Annotated in this window: 26 protein-coding genes; 12 read left to right on the plus strand and 14 right to left on the minus strand. The window is 67.3% G+C overall.

The features are described 5' to 3' along the window. Nucleotides 1-16 precede the first annotated feature (16 nt). Entirely contained in the window at nt 17-997 is a 981-nt protein-coding gene (locus WC815_01920; GenBank protein ID MFA5907512.1) for a BadF/BadG/BcrA/BcrD ATPase family protein, read from the plus strand. Next, on the plus strand, nt 994-1,725 hold the full coding sequence (nagB, locus tag WC815_01925; protein MFA5907513.1) for a glucosamine-6-phosphate deaminase: 732 nt from the start codon (nt 994-996) through the stop codon (nt 1,723-1,725). Before WC815_01920 ends, nagB begins: the two co-directional genes overlap by 4 nt. On the opposite strand, the gene murQ is transcribed toward nagB, so the two are convergent. Then, nucleotides 1,722-2,675, minus strand: a complete 954-nt coding sequence (gene murQ, locus WC815_01930) for an N-acetylmuramic acid 6-phosphate etherase (GenBank protein ID MFA5907514.1) — start codon at nt 2,673-2,675, stop codon at nt 1,722-1,724. The genes nagB and murQ overlap by 4 nt on opposite strands. Before the next feature lie 119 nt (nt 2,676-2,794). On the opposite strand from murQ, the gene xerD reads away from it, so the two are divergent. Together xerD and WC815_01940 are read left to right on the plus strand one after the other, a co-directional pair. Beyond that, nucleotides 2,795-3,682, plus strand: a complete 888-nt coding sequence (xerD, locus tag WC815_01935; protein MFA5907515.1) for a site-specific tyrosine recombinase XerD — start codon at nt 2,795-2,797, stop codon at nt 3,680-3,682. Nucleotides 3,683-3,694: 12 nt separating this feature from the next. Next, the gene (locus WC815_01940) at nt 3,695-5,416 is read left to right on the plus strand and encodes a CehA/McbA family metallohydrolase (GenBank protein ID MFA5907516.1); all 1,722 of its coding nucleotides are present in this window, start codon (nt 3,695-3,697) and stop codon (nt 5,414-5,416) included. 116 nt (nt 5,417-5,532) lie between these two features. Here the strand turns inward: WC815_01940 and WC815_01945 are convergent, their stop codons facing one another. Further along, complete coding sequence (locus WC815_01945; GenBank protein ID MFA5907517.1) at nt 5,533-5,781, minus strand: hypothetical protein; 249 nt, start codon at nt 5,779-5,781, stop codon at nt 5,533-5,535. Next, entirely contained in the window at nt 5,778-8,153 is a 2,376-nt protein-coding gene (gene lptF / locus WC815_01950) for an LPS export ABC transporter permease LptF (GenBank protein ID MFA5907518.1), read from the minus strand. Before lptF ends, WC815_01945 begins: the two co-directional genes overlap by 4 nt. A gap of 27 nt (nt 8,154-8,180) precedes the next feature. Here lptF and WC815_01955 point away from each other — a divergent pair, with 27 nt between their 5' ends. Then, the gene (locus tag WC815_01955) at nt 8,181-10,274 is read left to right on the plus strand and encodes a glycoside hydrolase family 57 protein (protein MFA5907519.1); all 2,094 of its coding nucleotides are present in this window, start codon (nt 8,181-8,183) and stop codon (nt 10,272-10,274) included. Between the two features lie 120 nt (nt 10,275-10,394). On the opposite strand, the gene WC815_01960 is transcribed toward WC815_01955, so the two are convergent. The 5 genes from WC815_01960 to recN all read right to left on the minus strand — a co-directional run bounded on the left by WC815_01960 (nt 10,395) and on the right by recN (nt 15,711). Beyond that, nucleotides 10,395-11,216 (minus strand): ParB/RepB/Spo0J family partition protein, encoded by an 822-nt coding sequence (locus WC815_01960; GenBank protein MFA5907520.1) that lies wholly within the window; start codon nt 11,214-11,216, stop codon nt 10,395-10,397. Beyond that, nucleotides 11,209-11,964, minus strand: coding sequence for a ParA family protein (locus tag WC815_01965; GenBank protein MFA5907521.1), 756 nt, complete (start codon nt 11,962-11,964; stop codon nt 11,209-11,211). The genes WC815_01960 and WC815_01965 overlap by 8 nt, the downstream gene beginning before the upstream one ends. A 188-nt stretch (nt 11,965-12,152) precedes the next feature. Beyond that, the gene (locus tag WC815_01970; GenBank protein MFA5907522.1) at nt 12,153-12,635 is read right to left on the minus strand and encodes a bifunctional nuclease family protein; all 483 of its coding nucleotides are present in this window, start codon (nt 12,633-12,635) and stop codon (nt 12,153-12,155) included. 56 nt (nt 12,636-12,691) lie between these two features. Then, nucleotides 12,692-14,020, minus strand: a complete 1,329-nt coding sequence (miaB, locus tag WC815_01975; protein ID MFA5907523.1) for a tRNA (N6-isopentenyl adenosine(37)-C2)-methylthiotransferase MiaB — start codon at nt 14,018-14,020, stop codon at nt 12,692-12,694. Then, nucleotides 14,017-15,711, minus strand: coding sequence for a DNA repair protein RecN (recN, locus tag WC815_01980; protein ID MFA5907524.1), 1,695 nt, complete (start codon nt 15,709-15,711; stop codon nt 14,017-14,019). Before recN ends, miaB begins: the two co-directional genes overlap by 4 nt. A gap of 276 nt (nt 15,712-15,987) precedes the next feature. Between recN and WC815_01985 the strand changes: the two genes are divergently transcribed. The 7 genes from WC815_01985 (at nt 15,988) to ssb (ending at nt 21,352) form a co-directional block, all read left to right on the plus strand. Beyond that, on the plus strand, nt 15,988-16,620 hold the full coding sequence (locus WC815_01985) for a MotA/TolQ/ExbB proton channel family protein (protein MFA5907525.1): 633 nt from the start codon (nt 15,988-15,990) through the stop codon (nt 16,618-16,620). Continuing rightward, nucleotides 16,620-17,078 (plus strand): biopolymer transporter ExbD, encoded by a 459-nt coding sequence (locus WC815_01990; protein MFA5907526.1) that lies wholly within the window; start codon nt 16,620-16,622, stop codon nt 17,076-17,078. Before WC815_01985 ends, WC815_01990 begins: the two co-directional genes overlap by 1 nt. Before the next feature lie 2 nt (nt 17,079-17,080). After that, complete coding sequence (locus WC815_01995) at nt 17,081-17,854, plus strand: TonB C-terminal domain-containing protein (protein MFA5907527.1); 774 nt, start codon at nt 17,081-17,083, stop codon at nt 17,852-17,854. 94 nt (nt 17,855-17,948) lie between these two features. Beyond that, the gene (tolB, locus tag WC815_02000) at nt 17,949-19,319 is read left to right on the plus strand and encodes a Tol-Pal system beta propeller repeat protein TolB (GenBank protein MFA5907528.1); all 1,371 of its coding nucleotides are present in this window, start codon (nt 17,949-17,951) and stop codon (nt 19,317-19,319) included. Between the two features lie 74 nt (nt 19,320-19,393). After that, nucleotides 19,394-19,972 (plus strand): peptidoglycan-associated lipoprotein Pal, encoded by a 579-nt coding sequence (pal, locus tag WC815_02005; GenBank protein ID MFA5907529.1) that lies wholly within the window; start codon nt 19,394-19,396, stop codon nt 19,970-19,972. Nucleotides 19,973-19,982: 10 nt separating this feature from the next. Continuing rightward, nucleotides 19,983-20,855 (plus strand): tetratricopeptide repeat protein, encoded by an 873-nt coding sequence (locus WC815_02010; GenBank protein ID MFA5907530.1) that lies wholly within the window; start codon nt 19,983-19,985, stop codon nt 20,853-20,855. Nucleotides 20,856-20,929: 74 nt separating this feature from the next. Then, nucleotides 20,930-21,352, plus strand: coding sequence for a single-stranded DNA-binding protein (ssb, locus tag WC815_02015; protein MFA5907531.1), 423 nt, complete (start codon nt 20,930-20,932; stop codon nt 21,350-21,352). Here ssb and WC815_02020 read toward each other — a convergent pair. Genes WC815_02020 through hprK form a run of 6 tightly spaced genes read right to left on the minus strand, consistent with a single transcriptional unit; the run spans nt 21,349 to nt 26,077 of the window. Continuing rightward, a complete protein-coding gene (locus WC815_02020) occupies nt 21,349-21,705 on the minus strand; it encodes a cupin domain-containing protein (GenBank protein ID MFA5907532.1) in 357 nt (118 codons plus the stop codon). The genes ssb and WC815_02020 overlap by 4 nt on opposite strands. Continuing rightward, nucleotides 21,702-23,459, minus strand: a complete 1,758-nt coding sequence (gene ptsP / locus WC815_02025) for a phosphoenolpyruvate--protein phosphotransferase (protein MFA5907533.1) — start codon at nt 23,457-23,459, stop codon at nt 21,702-21,704. Before ptsP ends, WC815_02020 begins: the two co-directional genes overlap by 4 nt. Next, nucleotides 23,447-23,725 (minus strand): HPr family phosphocarrier protein, encoded by a 279-nt coding sequence (locus WC815_02030; protein MFA5907534.1) that lies wholly within the window; start codon nt 23,723-23,725, stop codon nt 23,447-23,449. The genes ptsP and WC815_02030 overlap by 13 nt, the downstream gene beginning before the upstream one ends. Next, on the minus strand, nt 23,722-24,171 hold the full coding sequence (locus WC815_02035) for a PTS sugar transporter subunit IIA (protein MFA5907535.1): 450 nt from the start codon (nt 24,169-24,171) through the stop codon (nt 23,722-23,724). The genes WC815_02030 and WC815_02035 overlap by 4 nt, the downstream gene beginning before the upstream one ends. Before the next feature lie 5 nt (nt 24,172-24,176). Further along, nucleotides 24,177-25,073: an RNase adapter RapZ gene (gene rapZ / locus WC815_02040; protein MFA5907536.1), complete on the minus strand. Its 897-nt coding sequence runs from the start codon at nt 25,071-25,073 to the stop codon at nt 24,177-24,179. Further along, the gene (gene hprK, locus WC815_02045; protein ID MFA5907537.1) at nt 25,070-26,077 is read right to left on the minus strand and encodes an HPr(Ser) kinase/phosphatase; all 1,008 of its coding nucleotides are present in this window, start codon (nt 26,075-26,077) and stop codon (nt 25,070-25,072) included. The genes rapZ and hprK overlap by 4 nt, the downstream gene beginning before the upstream one ends. Nucleotides 26,078-26,082: the final 5 nt, after the last annotated feature.

Genomic DNA, 26,082 nt, shown 5'->3' on the forward strand with positions numbered 1-26,082 from the left:
GCTGTAAGCTAGGTGGATGCATGTGCTGGGCATCGACGCGGGCGGCACCAAGACGGTGGCCCTGCTCGCGGATGCGGACGGCCGGGTGGTGGGCGAGGGCCGCGCCAGCGGCGCCAACCTCCAGGCGCATGGCGAGCTCGAAGTCGAAAAAATCCTGCACCACGTGATCGATGCGGCCATGGCCGGCCAGCCGTCGCCGCCCGCTGCCGTGTGCCTGGGACTGGCCGGCGTCGACCGCGAGGGTGACGGCCAGATCATCGGCGAAATCATGCGGCGCCTCGGCTTCCGCTCGCACACGCTGATCGTCAACGACGCGCTGATTGCGCTGGTCGCCGGCGTGCCCCTCCAAGAAGGCTCCGGCGGCGTGAGCCCGGGCGTGGTCCTGATCTCGGGCACCGGCTCAATTGCCTATGGCGTGAACCAGAACGGGGTGGCCGCCCGCGCCGGTGGCTGGGGCTCGTCTCTTGGCGACGAAGGCTCGGGCTACTGGATTGGCCGCCGGGCGCTGGCCGCGGTGGTCCGCGACGCCGACGGCCGCGGTCCCCGCACGCGGCTCACGCCGCTCGTGCTCGCGCATCTCTCGCTGGCGCGGCCTGAGCAGCTCGTGACCGCGATCTACGATCACGCCCAGGGTCGGCGCGCCATCGCGTCGCTCGGCGAAACCGTCGAGCGCGCGCGGGCCGAGGGTGACGCCGTGGCCACCGAGATCATGCGCGAGGCCGCCGACGAGCTCACGCTGGCGGCGGCGTCAGTGATCACCAGGCTGGAGATGCGCGGCGAGCAGTTCCCGGTCCTGCTGTCAGGCGGGTTGATCCGCAATGCCCGCTGGCTGGCGGCCGAAGTGACCGCGCGGCTCGCCGAAGTGGCGCCGCGCTGCACCGTTTCCCTGTTGTCGGTTGAACCGGCCATCGGCGCCGTGCGCCTGGCCCTCGCGGAGGCCGGCGGCGGCGTCCGCGTGCCTCCTTACCTTGACGCCTTCCGTGCCACACCGCAGTGAATATTGAACGTTTCGAGAACGAAGATGTCCTGGCCTCGACGCTCGCCATTCGCCTGATCGAAGCCATCTCCCTCAAACCCCGCATCGTCCTCGGGCTGCCGACCGGCCGCACGCCGGTGGCGCTCTATCGGGAGATCCGGTCGCGGAGCCATCGCGGGCACGTGGATTGGTCGCAGGTGCGCACCTTCAACCTCGACGAGTTCGTCGGCCTGGGCGCGGGGGACGCCGGCAGCTACCGTTCCTACATGCAGGCGGAGTTGTTCGATCACGTGCGCATCGAGCCGGTGAACATCGGGATGCTCAACGGCCGGGCGTTGAACCTGGCGGCGGAGTGCGCGCGCTACGAGCGCGCCATTGAAGTGGCCGGCGGCATCGACATCCAGATTCTCGGCATCGGCGCCAACGGCCACATCGGCTTCAACGAGCCGTGCGCCGCGCTCGACGCCGAGACCCACGTCGCCGCGCTCAAGGGCGAGACCCGCGCCTCGAACGTTGGACTGTTTGGCGGCGACCTCAGCCGGGTGCCGACCCACGCGCTCTCGATGGGCATGGCGACGATCCTTCACGCGCAGGAGATTGTGTTGATGGCGACGGGCGCGGAGAAGAGCGAAGCCGTGGCGGGCATGATCGACGGCCCGATCACGACGCAACTGCCGGCGTCGTTCCTGCAGTTGCATCCGCGCGTCACCGTGATGCTCGACCGCGGCGCGTCGCGCGGGCTGGCCTAGAGGGTTCCGGCGATCAGGGCTTTGAGGCGGGGCTCGATGTCTTCGCCGATCGCTTCGCGGATCAGGTCGTCGGACTTGCGCAGCCGGGTGACGGACTTGGCGTAGGTCAGCCCTGCCTTCTGCATCACGATGGCGACCTTCACGTTCCAATGCGCGCGCTTCAGGAGTTTGTCGGACTCGTCGTAGTCGAGGTCGGTCACGATGTGGACGATGCGGCGGGCGCGATCGCGGAGCTTCTCGGACCCGAGGGCATTCACGTCCACCATCAGGTTGCCGTAGGTCTTGCCGATCAGGATCATCGCCGACGTCGTCAGCATGTTGAGGACGAGTTTCGTCGCGGTGCCGGCCTTGAGCCGCGTCGAACCGGCGATGATTTCGGGGCCCACGGCCGGGGCAATGGTGAGGTCGACGAAGGCCTGCAGCTCGTTGCGCGGGTCGCAGGTCACGAACACGACGCGCGAGCCCGCCTTGCGGGCGCTGGTCAGCGCCCCGCGGACGAAGGGCGTCATGCCGCTGGCCGACACGCCGATGACGACGTCCTTCTTGGTGGGGTCGAGCCGGGTGATGGCGCGGGCGCCCTCCTCGTAGTTGTCTTCGGAGCCTTCCTTGGCGCGGATGATGGCGTTCTTGCCGCCGGCCATGATGCCCTGCACCAGCAGCGGGTTGGTCCCGAACGTCGGCGGCATCTCGGCCGATTCGACAACGCCCAGTCGCCCGCTGGTGCCGGCGCCCACGAACACCAGTCGGCCGCCCTTGCGCAGGGCCTTCGCGCACATGTCGGCGCCGAGCGCGATGCGGTCGCGCTCCTTCTGGACGGCGTTGAGCATGCGGCGGTCTTCGGCCAGCATCAGGTCAACAATGCCCCCGGCGTCGAGCTTGTCGATGTTGAGCGAAGCGGGATTAATGGCTTCGGTGGGGAGGGACTGCCATCTCGAACGTGTTACGGCCACTAGCGTGTCTCTATTGCGATCAAGGGAACAGCTGATGCTAGTCCCCGGTGTTCCCGCTGTCAATGACGCATCGGTCAAGAGATAGTAGCGTCCGGCTTCAGCCGGACTATCCTTCTGTGGTGAGCGCGCTGGTCGATGCCTATCTATCCCACCTGGCGGTGGAGCGGCGGCTGTCGCCCAATACGGTGGAAAGCTACGGCCGCGACCTCACCCAGTTGCTGCAATTCGCCGCCGGCCTGGAGAAGCCCGCCGAAGACCTCGACCGCCGCGCGCTCGAAGCGCTGGTCCGTCAGCTGATGGGCGAAGGGCGGGCGCCCAGGTCGGTGGCCCGTGCCGTGGCGTGCTTCCGCGGTTTCTACCGGTTTCTCGTGGTCTCGGGCCATCGCACCGTCAACCCGGCCGACGACTTGATCGCGCCGCGCGCCTGGAAGACGCTGCCGAAATTCCTGTCGGTGGACGACGTCGACAAGCTGCTGGCCGCGCCCGACACCTCGGCACCGCGTGGCATTCGCGACCGCGCGTTGATCGAGGTGCTCTACGCGACGGGCCTTCGCGTCTCGGAGCTGATCAACCTGAAACCACAGGACGTCAACCTCGAGAGCGGCTACCTGACCACGACGGGGAAGGGCCGCAAGCAGCGGCTGGTGCCGCTCGGCGACGAGGCGGCGTCGTGGGTGACCCGCTATCTCAAGGAGTCGCGCCCGGTCCTGTTGAAGAAGCGATCGTCGCCGCGGCTCTTCGTCAACGCCAACCGGGGCACCGGGCTCACGCGGGTCGGCTTCTGGAAGATCCTGAAAGCGTACGGCCTTCAAGCCGGGCTCACCGGCGCGCTCAGCCCCCACGTGCTGCGTCACTCGTTCGCCACGCATTTGCTGGAGCGCGGCGCCGACCTCCGCGCCATCCAGATGATGCTCGGCCACAGCGATCTCTCGACGACGCAGATCTATACGCATATCCTTGAGGCACGGCTCCGCGCGGTGTACGACCGGTGTCATCCGCGGACCTGACCTTTGCCACTAATGACGCGCCCAATCCGACCTCGCGCCCTCAAGGCGCTAGCCCTGCTCGCCGCCCTGGCCGCGTTGGCGGTGTGGGCGATACTGCCGCCCGCGGTGTTACCGGCACCGCCGCTCGCCGACGGCGGCGCCACGGCGCGCGGGGCGTATCACATGCACTCCGATCGATCGGACGGCAGCGCCTCCATCGACGAGATGGCCGCGGCGGCGCAACGCGCCGGCCTGCAGTTCATCATCGTCACCGACCACGGCGATGGCACGCGCCCGCCCGATGCGCCGGAGTATCGCCACGGCGTGCTGGTGATCGACGCGGTTGAGCTCAACACCTCGGGCGGACACCTGGTGGCCCTGGGCTTGCCGGCCACGCCGTATCCGTTCGCCGGCGCGGCGGCCGATGTGCTCGCGGACGTGCACCGTCTCGGCGGCGTCGGGTTTGCGGCGCACCCGGACTCGCCGCGGCCGTCGTTGCGCTGGGAACCGTGGGACGCGGCCGTGGACGGCATCGAGTGGGTCAACGCCGACAGCGGCTGGCGCGATGAGGCCGCCGGATCGCTGGCGCGTTCGGTGTTGAGCTACTGGTTCCGCTCGGCCGGCTCGATGGCGGCGTTGCTAGACCGGCCGGACGCCCTGCTCGAGCGGTGGGACGCCATGGGGCTCACGCGGTCCGTGCCGGCGCTGGCCGCCGCTGACGCGCACGCGCGCCTCGGCTTCCGGCAGAACACCGATCCCGATCTCTCGACCTTTCACATGCCAGTCCCCTCGTATGAGGCGGCGTTTCGCACCTTCTCCAACCACGTGGTGTTGGACCAGGCGTTGAGTGGAGACGGTGCGGCCGACGCGGCCGCCGTGCTTGGCGCCATCCGCCAGGGGCGCGCGTTTACGGTGCTCGATGCCCTGGCCACCCCTGGCGGGCTCGCATTCACGGCCACCGGCGGCGGCCAGACCGCGCGAATGGGCGACACGCTGGCGATCAGCGCCGACGTCACGCTGCGGGCGCGCATCAGCGGACCGCCCGGCACCACGCTGGTGATGCTGAGAAATGGCCAGCGGGTGCGGGACGCCGTGGCCATGGAACTCGAGGTCAATGCCGGGCGCGAGTCCGGCGTGTATCGCGTCGAGGCGCACGTGCCCGGCGCGCCCGGCACACCGGCCGTGCCGTGGATGCTCTCGAACCCGATCTACGTCGGCCTCGTGCGGAGCGTGGCCGCGGTCGATCCGCCCGCCGAGCCGGTGTCGCGGATTCCGGGGCGCACGGCGGAAGTTACCATCGAGAAGGGTGCGCGTGACCTCAGCGAGCTCGTGGAAGCGCAGGTGGATGATGCGCGCGATCGGCGATTTGCCGGCGAGCCGCCCATCGGCTGGCGATTCGGGCTCTCGCCCGGCGCGCCGGCCGGGCAGTTCGCCGCCGTGCAGCTGCCGACGATTGGCGGCCTCGGCGGTGTCGATCGGGTGCGGTTCATCGTCAAGGCCGCGGCGCCCATCCGGGCCTGGGTCCAACTGCGGACCGGCCGTGAGACGGAGCGGTGGGGAATGACCTTCTATGCCGACTCGACGACGAGGATGGTGGATTTGCCGCTGAGCGGGTTTCGCCCGATCGGCACGACCTCGAGCGCCGCACCGCCGCTCGATCGTGTGGACTCACTGCTGTTCGTGGTGGACACGCTGAACAGCCGCCCCGGCGCAACCGGTGCAATGACGATCTCGGAAGTCGCGTTCGTTCGCTGAAATGGTCCGCCTAAAGGCGGACGCCACATTGGCATGGTCCGGCTAAAGCCGGACACCACATCTCGAATGTAGCATCCGGCTTTAGCCGGATTAACAAGGCTTTGGCCGGATAGACCCTAGTGCCGGATGCCGTGCCGGACGCTCAGCTCCCAGATCATCAACGCGATGCCGAGGCCGAGCAGGCCGCCGCCGAGCCCCAGCCACGCCACCGCGTAGAAGAGCGGGTTGGTGCCGTAGCCGCCGCGTTCGAGCGACATGACCATCTGGATGAAGCCGGCCGGCAGGCAGACCATGGCCGCGATCAGGCACACGCCGGCGGCCACGTAGCGAATCGGCGACGGCTTTTGGGGCAGGGTCTGGGTCATGTGCGCACCGTCAGGAAAAGGACAGCGGCGGCGGCGCCGAAGATCAGGTTCGGGGCCCACGCCGCCAGCATTGGATCGAGCAGGCCGCCGGCGCCAAACGCCGCGAACACGCTGATCATCGTCCAGTAGACCAGCGCCAGCACGATGCCGATGCCAATGCCGTACATCGCGCCGCGCTTGCCGGTGGAGACCGCGAACGGCACCGCGATCAGCGTCATCACCAGCGTCACGAACGGGAACGCGACCTTGCGATACAGGCCGACCTCGTGCTCGAGCACGTTGTAGCCGCTGGCCCGCAACTCGGCGACGTAGGCGCGTAACTGGCCGAAGTTCATGAGGTCCGGCTCGCGGGCCTCGGTGACGAAGTAATCGGCGGCTTCGAGCGGCAGCGTCCGGTCGGCGAAGCGCGCGAAGTTCTTCACCTGCATCTTGGCGCCGAACTCCCGCGACCAGCCTTGTTCGAGGCGCCACTGCGGCACCGGGCCGTCAGGGCCGGCCACCGGCGCATACGTCGCCTTGGCCGCGAACACCCGCGACCGAATCGAGTGCGAGGCCTCGTCGAAGTTGAACACCGACAGGCTGTTCAGCTCCTGCCGGCGCGGATCGTAGAACTGGTAGTGATAGACCTCGCCGTTGCGGCCCACGATCCACTTGCGGTTCAACACGCCGAAGGTCTGCGGCGAGCCGGTCCGGATGATGTGCTTGAGCCGATCGGCGTTGCGGTTCGCGGTGGCGAGCACCCGTTCTTCCATCGCGAACAGGAGGGCGCTGGCCGCCAGCGCGAACACGACCAGCGGCAGCGCCGTGCGATACAGGCTGATGCCGCAGGCGCGCATCACGATCAACTCGCTGTTCTTGGTGAGCAACCCGATGGTCACCAGCGCCGAGAGCAGCACCGCCAGCGCGAGGATGTAGGTCAGCCACAGCGGCGTGGACCAGAACAGGAACTGCGCGAGCATGCCGAGCGAGGTCTGGCCCTTGAACCACTTGTCCGACAGGTCCACGAACGTCGAGATGTAGAACAGCCCGAGGATGCCGACCGTGGTCATGCCGAGGATGCGCAGGTACTGCTTCGCCAGGTAGACATCCAGCAGGCGCGGGCCCGGCAACGAGAACTGCGGCACCTTGAAGACGACGCCCACCCGGCGGCGCCCGCCGGGTGAAGCCGCCGCCGCGACCGTCGCCGCCAACTCGTCGCTCGCCGGCGGCGTCGCCGCGGCGCGCCGGGTGAACCACCGCGGCAGCGAAATCCGGATGGGGGAGTCGGCGGTCTTGGCGCGCGATACCAGCATGGCCAGGCCCACCGCGCCGAGCACGAAATTCGGCAGCCACATCGCGAGCCAGGCCGGGATCAGGTGGCCCTTCGCCATCGCCTCGCCGCCGTACATGATCACGTAGTAGGTGAAGATCACGCCGATGCCGAGCACGAACGCCGCCAGCTTGCCGTCCTTGCGATGGCTGGCGCCGAGCGCGAGCCCGAGGATGCCGAACACGAAGCACGCCACCGGAATGGAGAACTTCTTGTGGATCTCCATGATCTGGTTGTGCGGCGAGAGTCCTTGCGCGCGCATCTCTTCGCCCTTGGCGTGCAGTTCCTCGACCGACAGCTCGCGATCGCCGCGCGTGGGGCCCTGGCGGGGAAACACGCTTTCCGGATCCAGCGTCACGATGGTGCTGTCGAACCGGAGGACTTCGTAGGCCGACGGGTCCTGCATCTTGGTGGCGTGGCGCGTGCCTTCTTCCAGCACCATCTGGATGGTCTTGGCGTTGCGATCGACCAGCATGCGTCCGCGCTTGGCGAGGTAGACCACCGGCTGGGCCGGGTTCGAGGTATTGGCCGCCAGCACGTCCTGCCAGCCGACGCCGCCGAGCGGCACTTCGTTGACGTAGAGCACGATGCCGGGGAAGTCTTCGAAAAAGACGCGCGGCCGCACCTCGCCTTCCGCGCGGTCCATCACGATCTTGGTGGAGAGCTCGCGAAACGTCTGGTTGGCGTCGGGCATCGCCTTGAGCAGCACCCACGACGACAGCCCCCAGCAGATCACGCCGATGAACAGGATGGGTTGCAGCAGGCGGTACGGGCTCACGCCGCACGCCATCAGCACCACGACTTCGCGATCCGCCGACAGCCGGCCCAGGCCGACCAGGATGCCGATCAGCAGCGCCATCGGGATGGTGAGGGCCGCCACCGACGGCACCAGCGTCGCCATCAGCTGCAGAAGCGTCCCCCACGGCACGCCCTTCGCAATCATCTGCTCGGCCAGACCGATGATGTTGGGGATAATCAGGATGAACGTGAACACCAGCAAGGCAATCAGGAACGGCGGGACGATTTCCCGAATGACATACCGGTCGATGACACGCATTCGCATGGGGCTGGGCTGCCCCCATTATTGCCCATGGTGAACCTCGCGCTGCTCTGGCACATGCACCAGCCCTACTACGAGGACCTGGCGACGGGGGAGCACATCCTCCCGTGGGTGCGGCTGCACGCCATCAAGGACTACTGGGGCATGGTGGCCCTGCTCGAGGAATTCCCCGGCGTCCGCGTCACCTTCAACCTCGTCCCCTCGCTCATCGTCCAGGTCCAGGCCTTTGCCGGGGACCGGGCCCGCGACCGGCATCTCGTGCTCGGCCTCAAGCCGGCCCGTGACCTGACCGAAGACGAGGCCCGCTGGCTGGTGGCCAACGGGTTCCACGCGCCGTACGAGCGGATGATCCGTCCTTTTCCGCGCTATGCCGAGCTCCACGCCATCCGCCAGGCCCGCCAGCCGTTCTCGCCGGACGACCTGGGCGACCTGCAGGTCTGGCACAAGCTGGCCTGGATGGATCCGGACTGGCTCGCGCGCGATGCGCGGCTCCTCGCCCTGGTCGCGAGGGACCGCGGCTACACCGAAGCCGACAAGGCCGCGCTCCGTGAGATCGAACTCGAGCTGCTCAGCCTCGTGGTGCCCGCGTACCGCGAGGCGAGCGAGCGCGGCCAGGTCGAATTATCGTGCTCGCCGTTCTACCACCCGATCCTGCCGCTGCTGTGCGACTCGGACACGGCGCTGCGCACGCATCCGAACTGGGGCCGGCCGCGCACGCGGTTGGTCCGCCCGGACGATGCGCGGGCGCAGGTGGAGCGGGCGCTGTCGTTTCACGAAGCGACGTTCGGCCGGCGTCCCTCTGGAATGTGGCCCTCCGAGGGGTCGGTGTCGGACGAGGCCGTGGCCGTGATGGCCGGCGCCGGCGTGCGGTGGCTGGCGACCGACGAAGACATCCTGTCGCGTTCGCTCGGCGCGGCGATGCCGCGCGACGGCTTCGGCCACGCCGTGCGGGCCGACCTCCTGTATCGCCCGTATCGCGTGGGCCCGCAGGGGCCGGTCGCATTGTTCAGGGATCACGCGTTGTCGGATCGCATCGGCTTTCACTACCAGTCGTGGGACGCGGACGCCGCCGCTGCCGATTTCGTCGAGCGCGTGCGCGAGGCCGGCCGCCGGTTCAGCGCCGCCACCGGCGGGGAAGACGCGACGGTCAGCGTGATCCTCGATGGCGAGAACGCCTGGGAGCACTACCCAGGCGGCGGACGCCCGTTCCTGCGCGCGCTCTATGGCGCGCTCACCGCCGCCGCCGACATCCGCACGGTCACCATGGCCGAGGCGGCGAAGGGCCCGGCCGCGCCGCTGCGGTCCATCTATCCGGGCTCCTGGATTAACGCCGACTTCTACATCTGGATTGGCCATCGCGACGACCACCGCGCCTGGTCGCAGCTGGCCGAGGCCCGCGCCGTCTTCGACCGCGAGTCGGCGTCGGTGCCGGCCGCGGACCGCGACCGGGCATTCGAGGAACTGCTCATCGCCGAAGGCAGCGACTGGTTCTGGTGGTACGGCGACGACCACTCATCCGATCACGACCGCGACTTCGACGACCTGTTCCGCCGCCATTTGCGAAATGCCTATTCGGCGCTTGGGGTCGCGGTTCCTGATGAGCTCCACGCCTCGAACATCTCCACCGGCCCCGCGCCGGATTCGCTGCGGCCCACCGGCCGGGTGTCGGTCCGGCTCGACGGCCGGGAGACCAGCTTCTTCGAGTGGGCGGGGGCGGCCCGGCTGCCGCTGAGCCGGCCGGCCGGCGCCATGCACGAGGTGGCGCCGACGTCGCGGATCGCCGACGTGCTGGTGGCGTTCGGCACCGACGGCACCTTGTGCCTTCGACTTTCAGGTCCGGCGATCGTGGACCTGATGGCCTCGAGCTCGGTGAGCCTGGCGGTCGTGGTTTCGAGCCCCGGAATCCGGGTGGTCCCGGTCCAGTCGGCATGGGTCTCAGTGGATGAGCTGGTCGAGGTGGTGATTCCGATCGATCGGCTGGAGGCGATCCCGGGTCACAACCTCGCGTTCGGGATCCAGGTCCGCGACCGTTCCGGCGCCGTGCTCGAAGCCTTGCCGCATGCCGGTTCGTGGACGGTCGTCGCTCCCGAATCTGGTTCGGCGTCCGCCGACTGGCATCTCTAGGGCAGTTGCCCGGCAATCCGGCATAAACCGCCAACAAACCTTCCACAGGCGTGTTTCGTTAGCAATAAGACATAGGTCTGATAATACATCTTATGTTAACTAACTGGCCTGAAGCCCCCTCTACTTCGGGTGCTTCAGTTCCTGAAGAATGTTCTCGAGCGCGGCAATCACCTCGTCCTTGCTCGCGTTCTTCTTGTTGAAGCTGAGGCGCAGGTTGAAGGCCTTGCTGGGCGGCCTGAACGCAAACACGAATGCCTTGGGACGTCCAGGTTTGACCTTCTGAGTGTCCTTGCGGAGTTGTTCGCGGGTGGCGCCCTGGCTGGCGATCTTCTCGACCAGCGCCAGCATCTTCTGCGGGTCTCCCTGGCGGACCACCTGCAGCAGCAACGACCGGCTGGTGATGCCCGCCAGGCGGCACACCTTCCGGACCTCGGGCGGGATGCCGTTGAGCGACAAGCCCTCCGTAATCGAGGTGCGCGACTTCCCCAGCCGCTTCGCCAAATCCTCGTGGGTGTAGCCGCAGCGCTGGGCCAAGGCCTGCATGGCCTCGGATTCTTCGAACGGCGTCAGGTCCTTGCGCTGGATGTTCTCGACCAGGGCCAGTTCGAGCATCTCGCGGTCGTCGACGTCACGGATGACGACCGGTAGCTCGGTCAGCCCGGCCTGGACCGAGGCGTGGTAGCGGCGCTCGCCGGCGATGATCTGGTAGCGCGGCCCGCGCTGGCGGACCACGAGCGGCTCGATGATCCCCTTTTCGGTGACCGACGAGATGAGCTCGGCCAGGTCGCCCATGGCCTGGCGCGGCTGGTCGGGGTTGGGGTCGATCTGGTCGATCGGCACCATGCGTCCGACCGGGGCTCCGGCCGAGGCGGCCAGGGTTTCGACGTAGTGCGCGTCGTGGCGCATCCGCAGGTTGTCTGGCAATCCGCGAGGCTTAGGCACGGTCGATCACCTCCTCACACAAACTGTAGTACTCGGTGGCGCCCGATGATTCGGGCGCGAACGTGAAAATCGATTCCCGGTAGGCCGGGCTTTCTTCGAGCCGCACGCTCTTGCTGATCACAGTGCGGAAGACCTTGTCGCCGAACACCTTTCGGATCTGCTCCTGGATGTCGCGCGCCAAGGCGGTGCGTTTGTCGTGCATGGTGATGACCACGCCCAGGATCTGCAGCTCGGGGTTCGGCCGCTGGCGGACCTTCTCGATGGTCTCCAGTAAATCGTCGGTGCCTTCGAGCGCGAAGTACGACGACTGAATCGGGATCAGCAAGTGCGTGGACGCGACCAGCGCGTTGATGGTCAGCAGGCCCAGAGCCGGCGGACAGTCGATCACGACGTTGGCGAACTGCTGTTCCAGCTTGGCCAGTTCGTCCTTCAACCGGAACGGCGCGTCGAGCTCGCCGACCAGCCGCGACTCCAGCTTGGCCAGCGCGATGCGGGCCGGCGCGATCCAGAGGTTCGGCACCGTTGCCGGGACGATCACGTCGGCGAGTTGGACGGTGTTGTCCACGAAGACGTCATACATGCTCCGCGTGGCGGTGCGGATGTCGAGGAACGACATGCTGCTGTTGCCTTGCGGATCGAGGTCGATGAGCAGCGTCGGCTTGCCGCGCATGGCAAGGGCGGCTGCGAGGTTGATGGCGGTGGTGGTCTTACCCACGCCGCCTTTTTGGTTGGCAATACTGAGAATCATCGAGCAGGGTTGTGAGGGTGCGCGAGCATTCTAGCAGGAAGACGCGAATTTCGTGATCTCGTGATTTGTTGATGTGGAGATGTGAGGGGAAATACCAGGAGGTAAAGCCAAGGTGGTGTGTGGTTTAGCGAAATTGTCGGCCCGCCGACAATCACTAAACCACCAAATCACCAGATCACGAGATCCGTTTACATCTTGTATTTGCCCATGTCGTCCGGGTCGAGCTGCTCGAGCCATTGCTGCAGGCGGTCGCTGTCCTGCTTCTCGTTCGACAGGTCCACGGTCTTGGCGTGGTCGATGACCTTCTCGTCCACCAGGATCGGTGCCCGCGTCCGCAGCGCCAGCGCGATGGCGTCGCTCGGCCGCGCGTCGATCGCCACCGGACCGAGCGGGGTCAGGAGGTGGATCATCGCGTAGAAGGTGTTCTCCTTCAGGTCGCACACCACGATCTTGTCGACCGTGGCCTGCAGGTCCTGGATGATGTTGCGCAGCAGGTCGTGCGTCATCGGCCGCGGCGTCTGGATGTTTTCGATCTGCAGCGCGATCGCGTTGGCCTCGAACACGCCCACCCAGATCGGCAACACCTTCTGCCCGTCGCTGTCGCGCAGGATGATGATGGGCATGTTGGTGATGGGGTCGACCATCAACCCCTTGATGTTCATTTCGATCATTACGTTCGCCTCCGCCTGCGCTCGCCAGTTATCTGGCGAGCTATGGCGAGACCCCATCAGTGTGGGGCCCCTATTGCCTGTCCCCAGACCGAGTTCGGTCCGGTTCGTTGTATCGTCACGTCAACCAGCCGTCCCAGCCACTCCGGCGGTCCTGGAAAGTTGACCACCGTGTTGCCGCCGGTGCGGCCCGTCAGTTCCCATTCCCGCCGCCGGCTCGTCGCGTCCACCAGTACTTGCTGTGTCGTGCCAATCGACCGCTGGAAGAGGTTCGATTGGACCGACCGCTGAAGTGACTGCAAGGCCACGATCCGTCGCGTCTTCTCTTCGTCCGTCACATCGTCCGGCATCCGCTTCGAGGCCAGCGTGTTGGGACGCTCCGAGTACTTGAACGAGAACATGCTGTGGTAGCCGACCGCTTCGGTCAGGCTCAGCGTCTCGTCGAAGTCGGCTGCCGTCTCCCCTGGGAAGCCAACAATCATATCGGTCGATAGCTGCACGTTCGGGATAGCCGCGCGAATGCGTGCAACCAGATCCAGGTACTCCTCGCGAGTGTGGCGCCGCCGCATCATCGCCAGCACGCGCGACGATCCGGACTGCACGGGCAGGTGCAGGTGCTTGCAGACTTTGGGCAGGTCGCGAACGGCGGCGATCACGCGGTCGCTGGTGTGCCGCGGATGCGGGCTGGCGAAGCGGATGCGATCGATGCCGGGCACCTCGTGCACCGCTTCGAGCAGTGCCGGGAAATCGCACGACGGATCGTCCGGGGCCTGGTAGTGATTCACGATTTGTCCGAGTAGCTGCACTTCGCGGCGGCCGCTGCCGGCGGCTTCGCGCACGTCATTCAAGATCTCGGCTCGTGACCGCATTCGCTCGTGCCCGCGGGTATACGGCACGACACAGAAAGCGCAGAAATCGTTGCAGCCCTCGATGATTGTCACGTAGGAACGGACGGGATCGCCGCGCCGGACGATGCCCAGCGGGAACGAGGGTTCCTCGTACGGATTGTCGATGGCGATTCGAGGAGCGGCCTTCGCGACCGCGTCCTTGACCAGCATCGGCAGCATCTTGATCTGCTGCGTGCCGACCACCAGGTCCACGCCGCGCCCTTTCTTCAGGAGCTGGCCGCCTTCCTGTTGCGCGACGCAGCCGGCGACCACCACCATCGGGTCGCGGCCGGTCTCGCGGCCCATCTCCTTGATCTCGCCGAGGCGGGTGTAGAGCTTGTCTTCGGCGCGCTCGCGCACGCTGCAGGTGTTGATGACGACCAGGTCGGCGTCCAGGTCTGACTCGGCCCGGTCGTAGCCGGACTGCTCGAGCAGGCCCGCCATCCGTTCCGAGTCGTGCACGTTCATCTGGCAGCCGTGGGTCTCGATGAAGTACTTCATTTCAGTTTCGCTTTCGCCCGTCGCGGACTTTCGCCTTTCGCTTTCGCCGGTGCTTCACCTTTCGCCTGCGAGTTGGCGAGCAGCTCGCGGGCGCTTTCGAGCGCCTTCACGCCGGCGGCTGCCCCGCCCATCATCCGCGCCACCTCCGCCACGCGGTCGTCGTCTTTCAGGCGGGTAACGCTGGTCACGGTCCGGCTGCCCTGCACGCGCTTCTCGATCAGGAAATGGGTCCGGCCGCAGGCGGCAATTTGCGGCAGGTGCGTGATGCACAGGACCTGGAAGCGGTCGCCCAGCGCCGCCAGCTTGTCGCCGACCACGCTCGCCACTCGCCCGCCGATGCCGGCATCCACCTCGTCGAAGATCAGGGTCTTGCCCTGCATGCCACCTTTGGCGCCGAGGGTCTTGAGCGCCAGCATCACGCGTGACAACTCGCCGCCGGAAACGATCCGGGCCAGCGGCCGGAGTTCCTCGCCGACGTTGGGAGACAGGAAGAACTCGCCGGCATCAATGCCCGCGTCGGTCCACTTGTCTTCGGACTCGCTACTGGTGAGCCGCACCTCGAATCGGGTCTTGGCCATCGCCAGGTCCGCAAGCTCGGTCTCGATACTCTTGCCAAACCGCCCCGCCGCTTCCCGGCGCCTCGCCGACAGCTCGCGCGCGTCGGCCAGGAACCGGCGGCCGGCGTCGAGCAACTGCTGTTCGATCTCAGCGACGGTGGACTGTCCGCCGGTCAGGGCCTGGTGTTCGGCCGCCAGCCGATCGCGGCGGGCAATCGCGTCTTCGAGCGTCCCGCCGTGCTTGCGCTTGAGCCGCTCGATCAATGCCAGCCGATCCTCGACCTGCTGCAGCCGGCCGGGCGAGGCGTCGATGCCGTCGGCGAAGTCGCGGAGCGTGAAGGCCAGGTCCTCGAGCTGCGCCTTGATGCCGTCGCGCGCGTCCAGGTAGGGCGCGAACTTCGGGTCGATGGCCGCCAGTTCCCCTACCCTTTTCCAGACGCGGCCGAGGGCGCCCAGCGCCGCGGACTCCGTGTCGTAGAGCTCGGCGTAGCCCTCATTGCAGAGGCGGTGAATGGTGTCGGCGCTCCGCAGCAACTGGCGGTCGGCGGCCAGCGTCTCGTCTTCGCCGGCCTGGAGGTTCGCCTTCTGCAGTTCGCCCAGTTGGAACTCAACCAGGTCCAGCCGCGCGGCCCGCTCGCGGTCGTCCATCCGCAAGCGATCGAGTTGCTCGCGAAACGCGCGCACGGCGGCAAAGGCGGCCGCGACCCGGCCGCGCGGCGCGTCGAGTCCCGCCCACGTGTCGAGCAACGCCAGGTGCTGGGAGGGGTCGAGCAACTGTTGATGTTCGTGCTGGCCGTGGAGCTCGACCAGCCGGTTCGACAGGTCCTTCAGCGCCGCCGCGGTGGCGAGGGCGCCGTTGATGAAGGCGCGGCTACGTCCCTGCGAGGTGATCTCGCGCCGGACGATCAGCTCGTCGCCCTCGGCGGTTTCGAAGATCGCCTCGACGGTGGCGATGTCTTCACCGGTGCGGATGAGGTCCTGAGTGGCGCGGCCGCCGAGCAGCAAGCCGACAGCCTCGACGAGAATGGACTTGCCGGCGCCGGTCTCGCCGGTGAGGATGTTGAACGATTGTTCAAAATCGACCGCAACCGACTCGATGACCGCGAGGTTGCGGATGGCGAGGTAGCGGATCATGCGGGTGGCGCCTCGTGTTGCGGGAATCCCTTTGGCGAGCGGAACTGCCATCGTATCATGGGTTTGACAGAATTTCGCGGGGCGTGCTACGGTTGCACAGAACGGCGCTTCCCAGCGCGCATTTTCCCCATTGGAACGGATTCGGAGGCTTTGTTGCCGACGCCTGGATCGATTGTCCTGGCATTGCAACTCGAGGGTGGTCTTCCGCCCGTTCGAGCGGCTGCCGGGGATTTCGCGGATCTGATTTTTTCCGCCAGCCCCATCGTCAAGTTCGTGATGGTGCTCCTCCTCCTCTTCTCGGTGATCTCGTGGGGAATCATCCTCTACAAGCTCTGGGCCTACCGAGGCATTGAGAAGCAGACGGCCACGTTCATCGAGGTGTTCCGCAAGAGCGCCAAGTTCTCCGAGGTCCAGGCCGTGTGCCCGTCGCTGGCGCTCAGCCCGCTCGTCGGGATGTTCCAGGCCGGCTACGCCGAGTTGACCGCCCAGTTGCGGTTATCTCAGCCGGCGGCCAGTCCCGGAACGCCGGCGGCGCGTCCTACCTTGAAGAGCATTACGGCGGTGGATCGCGCGTTGCTGCGCGCCTCGTCCATCGAAGTGAACAAGCTCGAGAAGCGGGTGACGTTTCTCGCCACGACGGCGAGCATCACGCCGTTCATCGGGCTGTTCGGAACGGTGTGGGGCATCATGACGGCGTTCATGAACATCGGCGCGCAAGGGTCCACCGATCTGGCGGTGGTCAGCACGCCCATTGCCGAAGCGCTGATCGCCACCGCGCTCGGCCTGTTCGCCGCCATCCCGGCCGTCTACTTCTACAACCACTTCACCTCGAAGGTGAAGACCTACGCCTCGGAAATGGACGACTTCGCGCTGGAGTTCCTGAACATTTCTGAGAGGAACTTTACCTAGTGCCGAAGGTTGCGGCCCCACCCGACGCCAACACCGGCCGCCGCCGTGGCCGGCGCGTGTCCACGTCGCTGGCGGAGATCAACGTGGTCCCGCTCGTGGACGTGATGCTGGTCCTGCTCATCATCTTCATGGTGGCGGCACCGATGATGCAAAAGGGCATCGAGGTGAAGCTGCCGGTGTCGCGCCGCGCCGACAAGATGACCCAGGCCCGGCCGTACATCACCGTGCCGCTGTCGTATCGATCCGATCGTCGCGTGATGATCGATGCGGAGGCCGTCAGCGCCGACGTGCTGGCCGAACGCATGCGCCAGTTGATGGAGAACCGCAACGACAAGGACGTGTTCTTGCGCGGTGACGCCGGCGTGCAGCTGCAGGAACTCTTCGAGGTCATCGACCACCTGAAGGCCGGTGGCGTCCAGGGCGTGGGCATCGTCGCCCAGCAGCGGGCGGGGCAATAACGATGGATGCCGTCTCCGAGGTGCTGGCGGCGCGGACGCTCAAGTCCGACGGCCTCAACTCGATGCTCGGCTGGTCGGCGGTCGGCCACCTGTTGCTGGTGGCGGCGGTGGCGTTCGTGCCCGCGGCCTGGTTTGGCTCCGCCAACCAGGAACCCGAAGTGATCATGCAAATCAGCCTCGGCGGTGCGCCGGGTCCGCGCGACGGCGGGCTGGCCACGCTCGGCGGCCGCGCCATCCAGCAGGCGGTGCCGGTGGAAACGAAGAAGGCGATCGAGCCGGTGCGCCCGCCTGCCGCGCAAACGCCGGCGATGATTGAGCCGACGAAGGCGCCGCCCCGCAAGACGCCGGACAACAAGGTGGACGCGAAAGACCCGCGCAGCCGCATCCCGACCAAGGGCGCCGAGGTGCGGGAGGGGTCGGCCGTGGCCGAGACCGGCGGCAAGGGCCAGGGCTTCGGCCTGTCGGCCGGCGGCGGTGGCGTGGGCGCCACACTCGACGTCGCCAACTTCTGCTGCCCGGAGTATCTGTCGACGATGCTCGATTTGATCAACCGCAATTGGAGCGCGAAACAACAGGCCAGGGGCACGACCTACATGCGGTTCGTGATCCAGAAGGACGGGCGGATCGCCGACGCCACGGTCGAGCGGACCAGCGGCGACGCCGGCCTCGACTACATCTCGCAGCGCGCGCTCGTGCTCACCAAGCTGCCGCCGTTGCCCGCCGGCTACGACCAGCAGGCGCTCACGGTTCACCTGATCTTTCCGTACGGACAATGACATGACGCAATTCACTCACCCACTCACACGAGCTGTGGCGTCCGCCTTCAGGCGGACCTATGTGGCATCCGGCTTCAGCCGGATTTCTCCTGCCTTGTTGGCGCTGGTCATCGTGGCCTCAGCCGCCATCCTGGCGCAGCCCACCTTCGCCAAGGCTACGGCGGGCAAGCAGTCCGCGGCACCGCCTGCGCAGGGCCAGCAGCCGACCAGCGTCGAGTTGCGGCTGACCGGCGAGCCCGGCACGCCGCCGCGGCTGGCGGTCCCGGACCTGCTCGCGTTGTCGCCCGACCGCGAGACGCAGGAAGCGGCGAAGACCATCAGCGAGGTGCTGTGGGACGACATCAACTTCGAGCGCGAGTTCAACGTGATTCCGCGCGACACCTACAAGTCGATCCCGGCCGCCGGGTCGATTGACGCGGTGCCCTTCGATCGCTGGCGTGAACTGGGTGCCGACGGCGTGATCATCGGCACGGTGCAGAAGACGCCGGCCGGCATCCGCGTCGAGATGCGCCTCTATAACGTCCGCGCCCGGCAGTCGGCTTACGGCCGCGAGTACACGGGCTCGGCCGCCAATCCCCGGATCTACGCGCACACCATGGCCGACGAACTCCATGACTCGCAGCGGGGCCTGCGCGGCGTGGCGAAGACCAAGCTGGCGTTCATCTCGGACCGCAACCGCGAGGCGGTGCTCGCCACCGTCGAGAAGCGCGACGTCAAGGAAGTGTTCATCGCCGATTACGACGGCGCCAACCAGCGCCGCATCACCATCAATCGCACCATGAACCTGTATCCGAGCTGGTCTCCGGACGGCCGGTCGATCGTCTACACGTCGTACCGCTCGGGGGTCCCGGACCTGGTGATCTCGAACATCTACGCCGGGACGATGGAGTCGCCGACCAAGGGGGTAGGACAGAACTGGCTGCCGGTGTTTTCGCCTGACGGCTCGCGCCTGGCGTTCACCTCGAGCCGCGACGGCAATTCCGAGCTCTACGTGAGCAACCGCGATGGCTCGAACCTGGTGCGGCTGACCAACAACCCGTCGATCGACACCACCCCGACCTGGTCGCCAACCGGCACCCAGATCGCGTTCACCTCCGACCGCCGCGGCCAGCCGCAGATTTTCGTCGTCAACACCGACGGCACCGGGCTGCGGCAAATCTCGTTCGAGTCGTATGCCGACCGTCCCACCTGGTCGCCGGCGCCGTACAACGAGATTGCCTTCTCGGCGCGCACCGGGCCCGGCTTCGATATCAAGATCCTGGGCATTGCCACCGGCGAGACGCGACAGATCACCTTCGGTGAGGGCACGAATGAAAGCCCGGCCTGGTCGCCCAATGGCCGACACCTGGCGTTCATGTCGACGCGAGCGGGTCGCAGCCAGATCTTCACGGTCGATCGCGACGGGCGCAACCTGCGGCAGATCACGAGGGATGGCAACAACCAGACGCCGAATTGGTCGCAGTAATAAGGTGCCTAAAGTGCCTAAAGTGCTTGGGTGCCACGGTGCCAAGTGCGGATTGTTTGATTTGAGGTCAGCTTATGACACGAAAAGCGAATGCGATGATGGTTCTGGCGGTTCTGTTGTCGGTCGTGGTCGGGGCGTGTTCGAAGAAGGCGCCGCCCGTGGCGCGGCCGATGCCGCCGCCGTCCGCGACCGGGACGACCACCCCGCCGCCCTCTCCACCGCCCCCGCCGAGCCCGGTGGCCGAGCCGGTGCCGGTGCCGCCCATGCCGGTGGAAGACACCATCGGTTCGAAGTCGCTCGATGATCTCAATCGCGACTCGCCGCTCAAGCCGCTGTTCTTCGACCTTGACAGCTCGGACGTCAGCGCCGACGGCCAGCAGGTGCTGCAGGCCAACGCCGCCGTGCTGAAAAAGTACCCGGCGTGGCAAGTGACCATTGAAGGCCACTGCGACGAGCGCGGTACGGCCGAGTACAACCTGGCCCTCGGCGAGCGCCGCGCGCTGGCCGCCCGGACCTACCTGGTGTCGCTCGGCATCCCGGCCGACAAGGTCAAGACCGTCAGCTACGGGAAGGAATTCCCATTCGACGCCGGCCACGATGATGCCGCCTGGGGCAAGAACCGGCGCGCGCATTTCGTGATCACGGCAAAGTAAGATGGGGCGTATGTCTCGACGACTGCCAGCCGGCATCCTTGCCCTGACCTCGGCCCTCCTGCTGGCGTCGCCCGCGGCGGCGCAGTCGCGCCGCGAAATGCAGATGATGGCCGACATCCGCATGCTGCAGGAACAGACGCAGCAGATGCAGCAACAACTGCAGGCGGCGCTCGACGCCCTCAACGCGCAGTTGAAGGCGATCGCGTCCCGCGTCGACGAGCAGGCCGCCGCCACCCGCAAGTCGTTCGCCGACCAGAAGCTCGCCGTCGATCAGTTCGGCACCGACCTGCGCGTGGTCCGCGAGCGCATCGACGAGAGCAACGTCCGCATCACCAGCCTGTCGCAGGAAGTCGAGGCCCTGCGGCTGGCGATGCCGCAGATGACGGCGGCCCCCGCCGACCCCGTGGACCCCGGCGCGCCGCCGGTCAGCGACGTCCAAGCGCCGCAATCCCAGGCGCCGCCGGTCACCATGTCGCCGGGCATGTCGCCGCAGCGCCTGTTCAGCACGGCGCTCGCCGACTTCACCGCCGGCCAGTGGACGCTGTGCATCGACGGCTTCAACACCTATCTCAAGAGCTTTGCCCGCACCGACGCCGCCGACGACGCGCAGTGGTACATCGGCGACTGCTACTACTCCGACGGCAAGTTCACCGAGGCGATTGACGCCTACGGCCGGGTCATCACCGGCTACCCGAAGGGCGACCGCGTCCCGGACGCGTATTACAAGATGGGCCTGGCCCTCGAGCGCATGAAACAATACGACCGCGCCCGCGAGGCGTGGGAATCATTGACCAGGCTGTTCCCGGATTCGGACCTGGCGCGGCTGGCCAAGCAGCGACTCGACGGGTTGGCCCGGGCCAAGCCGCCGGGCGACGATCAGTAATTCCGTACCAGTAACTTCGACGACAGCGACCGAAGAGCGATTGAGAGTGAGAAAGGCGACCTGACATGGGCAGTGTGAACAAAGTGATTCTGGTGGGCAATCTCGGCAAGGACGCCGAAGTGCGCGTGACACCAGGCGGACAGTCGGTGGCGAGCTTCAGCATCGCGACCACCGAGAACTGGACGTCGAAGGAAGGCGAGAAGAAGGAACAGACCGAGTGGCACCGCATTGTCCTGTGGGGCAAGACGGCCGACTCGCTGCAGCCCTACCTCGTGAAGGGCAAGCAGATTTATCTCGAAGGCCGCCTGCAGACACGTCAGTGGGAGAAGGAAGGCCAGAAGCACTACACGACCGAGGTCAAGGCCGACAAGATCGTCCTGCTCGGTGGTGGCCCCGGCCGCGGCGGCGAGCGTCAGGTCGAGCGCGGCGGCGACGCCGGCTACCAGGACCCGATGCGCGACCCGGCCCCGGTCACCGACGACGACATTCCGTTCTAGGTCCCTTTCCTTCCGTAGCGATCCTCGAGCCGGACCACGTCGTCCGTCTCGGGGGTCGAGACTTCCAGCACATCCGAGTCTTCAATCGCCGTCATGCGATGCACGGTCGGCGGCGTCACGTGCACGGCTTCGCCCGGGCCCATTTCGGTCGCGACCAGCTTGCCGTCGACTTCCCGCTCGAACAGAATCTTCCCCGACCACACGAAGATGGTCTCGTCCTTCTTGTTGTGGTACTGCAGGCTGAGGGCATGGCCCTTGTTGATGTGGATCTGCTTGCCGACGTAGCGGTCGGTACGCGCCCACCACAGTTCGTAGCCCCACGGTTTTTCGACGCGATGTAACGGTTCAATCACGACAACGGACTCCTTTGAATGGCAGACGCGGCCAGCGCGTCGAACAAGTACTGTTCGATCTCCGCGGCAGTGGCCAGCCGCAGGGCGTGGCCGGCCAGCCGCCGCGCTTCGGCGGCGCTCAGTTCCTCGATGACATGGCGAACGATGGGGATGGCGCCGGGCGTCATGCTGAACTCGGTGAGGCCCAGCCCCACGAGCAGCCCGACCAGCGCCGGGTCCGAGGCCATCTCGCCGCACAGCGACACGGGGATGTGGTGGCGGGTCGCGGCCCGCCGCACCATCCGGATCAGGCGAAGCACCGCCGGGTGCAACGGCTCGTAGAGGTCCGACACGCGATCGTCGGTGCGATCCACGGCCAGGCAGTAGGCGATCAGATCGTTGGTGCCGATGGTGAAGAAGTCCACCTCCGGCGCCAGCAGGTCCGCGGCCAGGGCCGCGGATGGCACCTCGATCATCGCGCCGACCTTGATCTGGGCGGGATCGATCCGCACGCCCTCGGTCCGGCTGAAGCCGGACACTACATCGTCCAGCATCGCGCGGGCCTGGCGCACTTCCTCGACGGCGGTCACGAACGGGAACATGATGCGCAACGGTCCGTGCGCCGACGCCCGCACCAGCGCGCGCAGCTGCGTGCGCAGCACCGCCGGGTTGGCGAGCCCGAGGCGCAGGCCGCGCAGGCCGGGACGCGTCCGCCGGCGTTCGGGCGCCCGGCCCGGGCCGGCAAAGTGCCGTTCGTCGAGGTCGAAGGTGCGGATGGTGACCGGCCGCGGTGCGACCTGCTCGATCAGGCTGCGATAGAGCGCGTACTGGTCGTTTTCGGTGACGCTCTCGATCGGCCGGCCCGACAGCATGAACTCCGATCGGTAGAGGCCGACACCCTCGGCGCCGTGCTCGTTGAGGAACGGCAGGTCCTCGAGCAGCTCGATATTGGCCTCGAGGCGGATGCGAACGCCGTCGGTGGTCAAGACCGGTCCGGTCTCGGCCTCGCGCATCCCCCGCCGGCGCGGGCGCGTGGCGCGCCGGTGCGCTTCGTCGATCTGCTCGGCCGTTGGCGCCACGATCAGCTCGCCGGTGGTGCCGTCGAGCACGACCGGCGTGCCGGCGGCGATGCGCAGCGACGCGTCGTGCAGCCCGACGATCGCCGGCACCTTCAGCGATCGCGCCAGGATGGCGGTGTGGTAGGTGCGGCTGCCGGCGTCGGTGGCAAACGCCTGCACGCGCGACCAGTCGAGCTGCGCGGCGATGGAGGCGGTGAGTTCGTCGGCGATCAGCACGGACGGCCCGTCGATCTGGCTGAGCAGTTCCTTCGGGCCCTTGGCGCCGTGCCGGAGGTTGAGCCGCAGGCGCCCGGCGACGTCGGCGACATCGGTCTCGCGCTCGCGGAGGTAGGGATCCTCCATCGCCATGAACACGTGGTAGAGCTCTTCGTAGGCGCGGTGCACGGCCCACGCGGCGTTGACGCGCTCGCCGCGGACGATGGCTTCCGCCCGTCCGACCAGCATCGGGTCGTCCAGCATCAGTAACTGCGCGTCGAACAGCGCGGCCAGTTCGCTGCCGGGGCCGTGCTCCACGCGCGCCTTGATGTCCTGCAGTTGCTGCTTCGACGCCGCCTGCGCGCGCAGCAGCGCGGCCACTTCCTGCTCCACCCGATCGGGGGGAATGGGAAACCGCATCACCTCGGTGCGCTGGGTCAGGACCACCGCGCGGCCGAGGACGACGCCGGGTGACACGCCAATACCGGTCAGGCGTTCCACAGCTCTTCTCCAAATCCGCCTTCGACCAGGCGGCACAATGCTTCTGCGGCTTCGGCCTCGTCGGGGCCGTCAGCGGTGATGACGATGCTCGCGCCGGGGGCGGCGGCGAGCAACAGGATGCCCATGATGCTCTTGCCGTCCATGGTCCGGCCGTCACGCGAGACGCGGATGTGTGATGAGAACCGGGTCGCCAGGTGCACGAATTTCGCCGCCGCACGCGCATGCAGCCCGAGGCGGTTGCGAATCACGCACGCGCTGGTGGTCATGTGGCAGGACCGTTGCCAGTCGCTCCCTTTGCACCGTCTGCAGCGTCGGCCCCGGTCGTCCCGTTGATGAGATCCGACGCCACCCAGATGGCGTTGCGTCCGTGCTCGCGCAAGAGCCGGGCGATATCGGTGAGGCGCGCGCCCTCCTGCAGGCTGGCGGCCTTGATCAGCATGGGCAGGTTGACGCCGGTGACCACTTCGACGGCATCTTCCTTGAGGAAGGTGATGGCGAGGTTGGCCGGGGTGCCGCCGAACATGTCGGTGGCCAGCAGCACGCCGCCCGGCCGCTTGACGCGCTCGATCGCCGCGGCAATGGCCTCGCGCGCGTCCTGCACGTCTTCATGCCAGCCGATCGAGACCGCCGAGAATTGCGGCAGGTCGCCGACAATGGTTTCCGCGGCGTTGACCAATTCGGTGGCCAACTGACCGTGAGTGACAACGACCACGCCTATCATCGGGCTCCCTTCGCCAGGTCGCGATGCACGACGCGTGCCGACACGCCCTTCAGATCCGAGAGTTCACGCTTGAGCGCCTCGGCCACGTAGACCGAGCGGTGGCGGCCGCCGGTGCAGCCGATGGCCACGGTCAGGTACGATTTCCCTTCCTGCACGTAGAGCGGCACCATCCATCGCAGCAGCGACGACAGGCGCTTGATCGCCGCGCGCGCGACCGGCTGGCGGCGAATGTAGGCGGCCACCGCCGGGTCGCGTCCGGTCTGTGGACGCAGCGCCGGCACCCAGTGCGGGTTCTTGAGGAAGCGGACGTCGAACACCAGGTCGGCCTCCGCCGGCGGCCCGTTCTGGAACCCGAAACTGAGGAAGGTCAGCACCAGCTTCGAGGCCTGCTTCTGCCCGGACACCAGCTCGCGCAGCGCCTGCCGGAGTTCGTGGACGTTGAGCTTCGAGGTGTCCACGACCTTGTCGGCCATGCTGCGAATGGTCCGCAGCGAGGCGCGCTCCTCGGCCAGGCCCTCGGTGATGGGCCGATCGGGCGCCAGCGGGTGCGGCCGCCGCGTCTCGCTGAAACGCCGGACCAGCTCGGCCTGGCCGGCTTCGAGGAAGATCAGCTTCGCGCGGAGGTGCTTGTTGGTCTTGAGCTTGCGATAGACCCGCGGGAAGTCGCTGACGAAGCGCGACTCGCGGACGTCCATCACCACTGCGACGCGGTTGTGCTCGGTCTGCCGCTCGCTGAGCTCCGCCATCACCGGCAGCAGCGACACCGGCAGGTTGTCGACGCAGTAGTAGCCGAGGTCCTCGAGCGCGCGAATCGCCTGCGACTTGCCCGATCCCGACAGGCCGGTGAGCACGATGAAGCGGGCCCAGCTCATGGGCGAGCGGGCCTTGCTCACAGTTCCTCGTCCTCTTCCAGGTGCCTGGATGCCGAGGTGCCCGGGTGCTGGTGTGCCGAGGCGTTCAACAGGCCGGCGTCGAGGCGCTTGACCAGCTCGCGCGCGGCGTTGATGCCGCGCATGCGCAGCAGCTGGTTCCGCGCCGCCACTTCGACCAGGATGGCGAGGTTGCGTCCGGGCGCCACCGGCATGCGGATCAACGGCACCTTGAGGCCGATCAGGTCGTAGACCGCATCATCCAACCCCAGGCGGTCGTACTCGAGGTCGGGATCCCAGCGATCGAGCTGCACCACCAGCTCGACGCGCTTCGAGGTGCGCGTCGACGCCACGCCGAACAGGTCGCGGATGTTGATCAGGCCGAGGCCGCGGACCTCCATGTGGTGGCGGGTCAGCTCCGGGCAGGCGCCGATCACGATTGACTCGGCGCGGCGCCGCACTTCCACCGTGTCGTCGGCGACCAGCCGATGGCCGCGGACCACGAGGTCGAGCGCGCACTCGCTCTTGCCGATGCCGCTCTCGCCGACGATCAGCACGCCCAGGCCGAGAATGTCGAGCAGCACGCCGTGGATCATCTCGCGGGCGGCGAGCCGGTCCTCGAGAATCGCGGTCAGCTTGCCGATGGCGGTGGCGGTCGGCACCGTCGTGCGCAGCACGGGCACGTCGGCGCGCTCGCCCTCGAGCGCCACTTCGGGCGGCAGCTCGGCGCCGCCGGTGATCAGCAGGCACGGCAGCGATTCGTTGAAGCACTTGCTCAGGGCGAGACGCCGCGCGCCCGGCTCCATGCTCTCCAGGAAGCGCACTTCGCTGTCGCCGAACAGCAGGATGCGTCCGGCCTGCAGGTATTCGTGGAAGCCGGCCAGGGCGAGGCCGGTCTTCTGGATGTAAGGGCTGGTGATGTGCCGTTCGAGCCCGTTGGCGCCGGCCAGCAGTTCGATCGACAAGCCGACCGATTCGGGCCGTGCGTCGAGCAGGCCGCGTACGGTGATGGCCGGGGTGATGGACATCGTCT

The sequence above is a fragment of the Vicinamibacterales bacterium genome (assembly GCA_041659285.1).
Taxonomy (GTDB): domain Bacteria; phylum Acidobacteriota; class Vicinamibacteria; order Vicinamibacterales; family UBA2999; genus 12-FULL-67-14b.

Excerpts from the sequence above, each read along its gene's own strand:
- hprK (MFA5907537.1), bottom strand. The coding sequence starts at position 26,077 with ATGTCCATCACCCCGGCCATCACCGTACGCGGCCTGCTCGACGCACGG.
- WC815_01920 (MFA5907512.1), top strand. The coding sequence starts at position 17 with ATGCATGTGCTGGGCATCGACGCGGGCGGCACCAAGACGGTGGCCCTG.
- WC815_01945 (MFA5907517.1), bottom strand. The coding sequence starts at position 5,781 with ATGACCCAGACCCTGCCCCAAAAGCCGTCGCCGATTCGCTACGTGGCC.
- WC815_02030 (MFA5907534.1), bottom strand. The coding sequence starts at position 23,725 with ATGACCACCAGCGCGTGCGTGATTCGCAACCGCCTCGGGCTGCATGCG.
- miaB (MFA5907523.1), bottom strand. The coding sequence starts at position 14,020 with ATGAAGTACTTCATCGAGACCCACGGCTGCCAGATGAACGTGCACGAC.
- WC815_01940 (MFA5907516.1), top strand. The coding sequence starts at position 3,695 with ATGACGCGCCCAATCCGACCTCGCGCCCTCAAGGCGCTAGCCCTGCTC.
- WC815_01970 (MFA5907522.1), bottom strand. The coding sequence starts at position 12,635 with ATGATCGAAATGAACATCAAGGGGTTGATGGTCGACCCCATCACCAAC.
- pal (MFA5907529.1), top strand. The coding sequence starts at position 19,394 with ATGACACGAAAAGCGAATGCGATGATGGTTCTGGCGGTTCTGTTGTCG.
- recN (MFA5907524.1), bottom strand. The coding sequence starts at position 15,711 with ATGATCCGCTACCTCGCCATCCGCAACCTCGCGGTCATCGAGTCGGTT.
- WC815_01955 (MFA5907519.1), top strand. The coding sequence starts at position 8,181 with ATGGTGAACCTCGCGCTGCTCTGGCACATGCACCAGCCCTACTACGAG.
- WC815_01985 (MFA5907525.1), top strand. The coding sequence starts at position 15,988 with ATGGTGCTCCTCCTCCTCTTCTCGGTGATCTCGTGGGGAATCATCCTC.
- WC815_02010 (MFA5907530.1), top strand. The coding sequence starts at position 19,983 with ATGTCTCGACGACTGCCAGCCGGCATCCTTGCCCTGACCTCGGCCCTC.
- WC815_01995 (MFA5907527.1), top strand. The coding sequence starts at position 17,081 with ATGGATGCCGTCTCCGAGGTGCTGGCGGCGCGGACGCTCAAGTCCGAC.
- lptF (MFA5907518.1), bottom strand. The coding sequence starts at position 8,153 with ATGCGAATGCGTGTCATCGACCGGTATGTCATTCGGGAAATCGTCCCG.
- WC815_01965 (MFA5907521.1), bottom strand. The coding sequence starts at position 11,964 with ATGATTCTCAGTATTGCCAACCAAAAAGGCGGCGTGGGTAAGACCACC.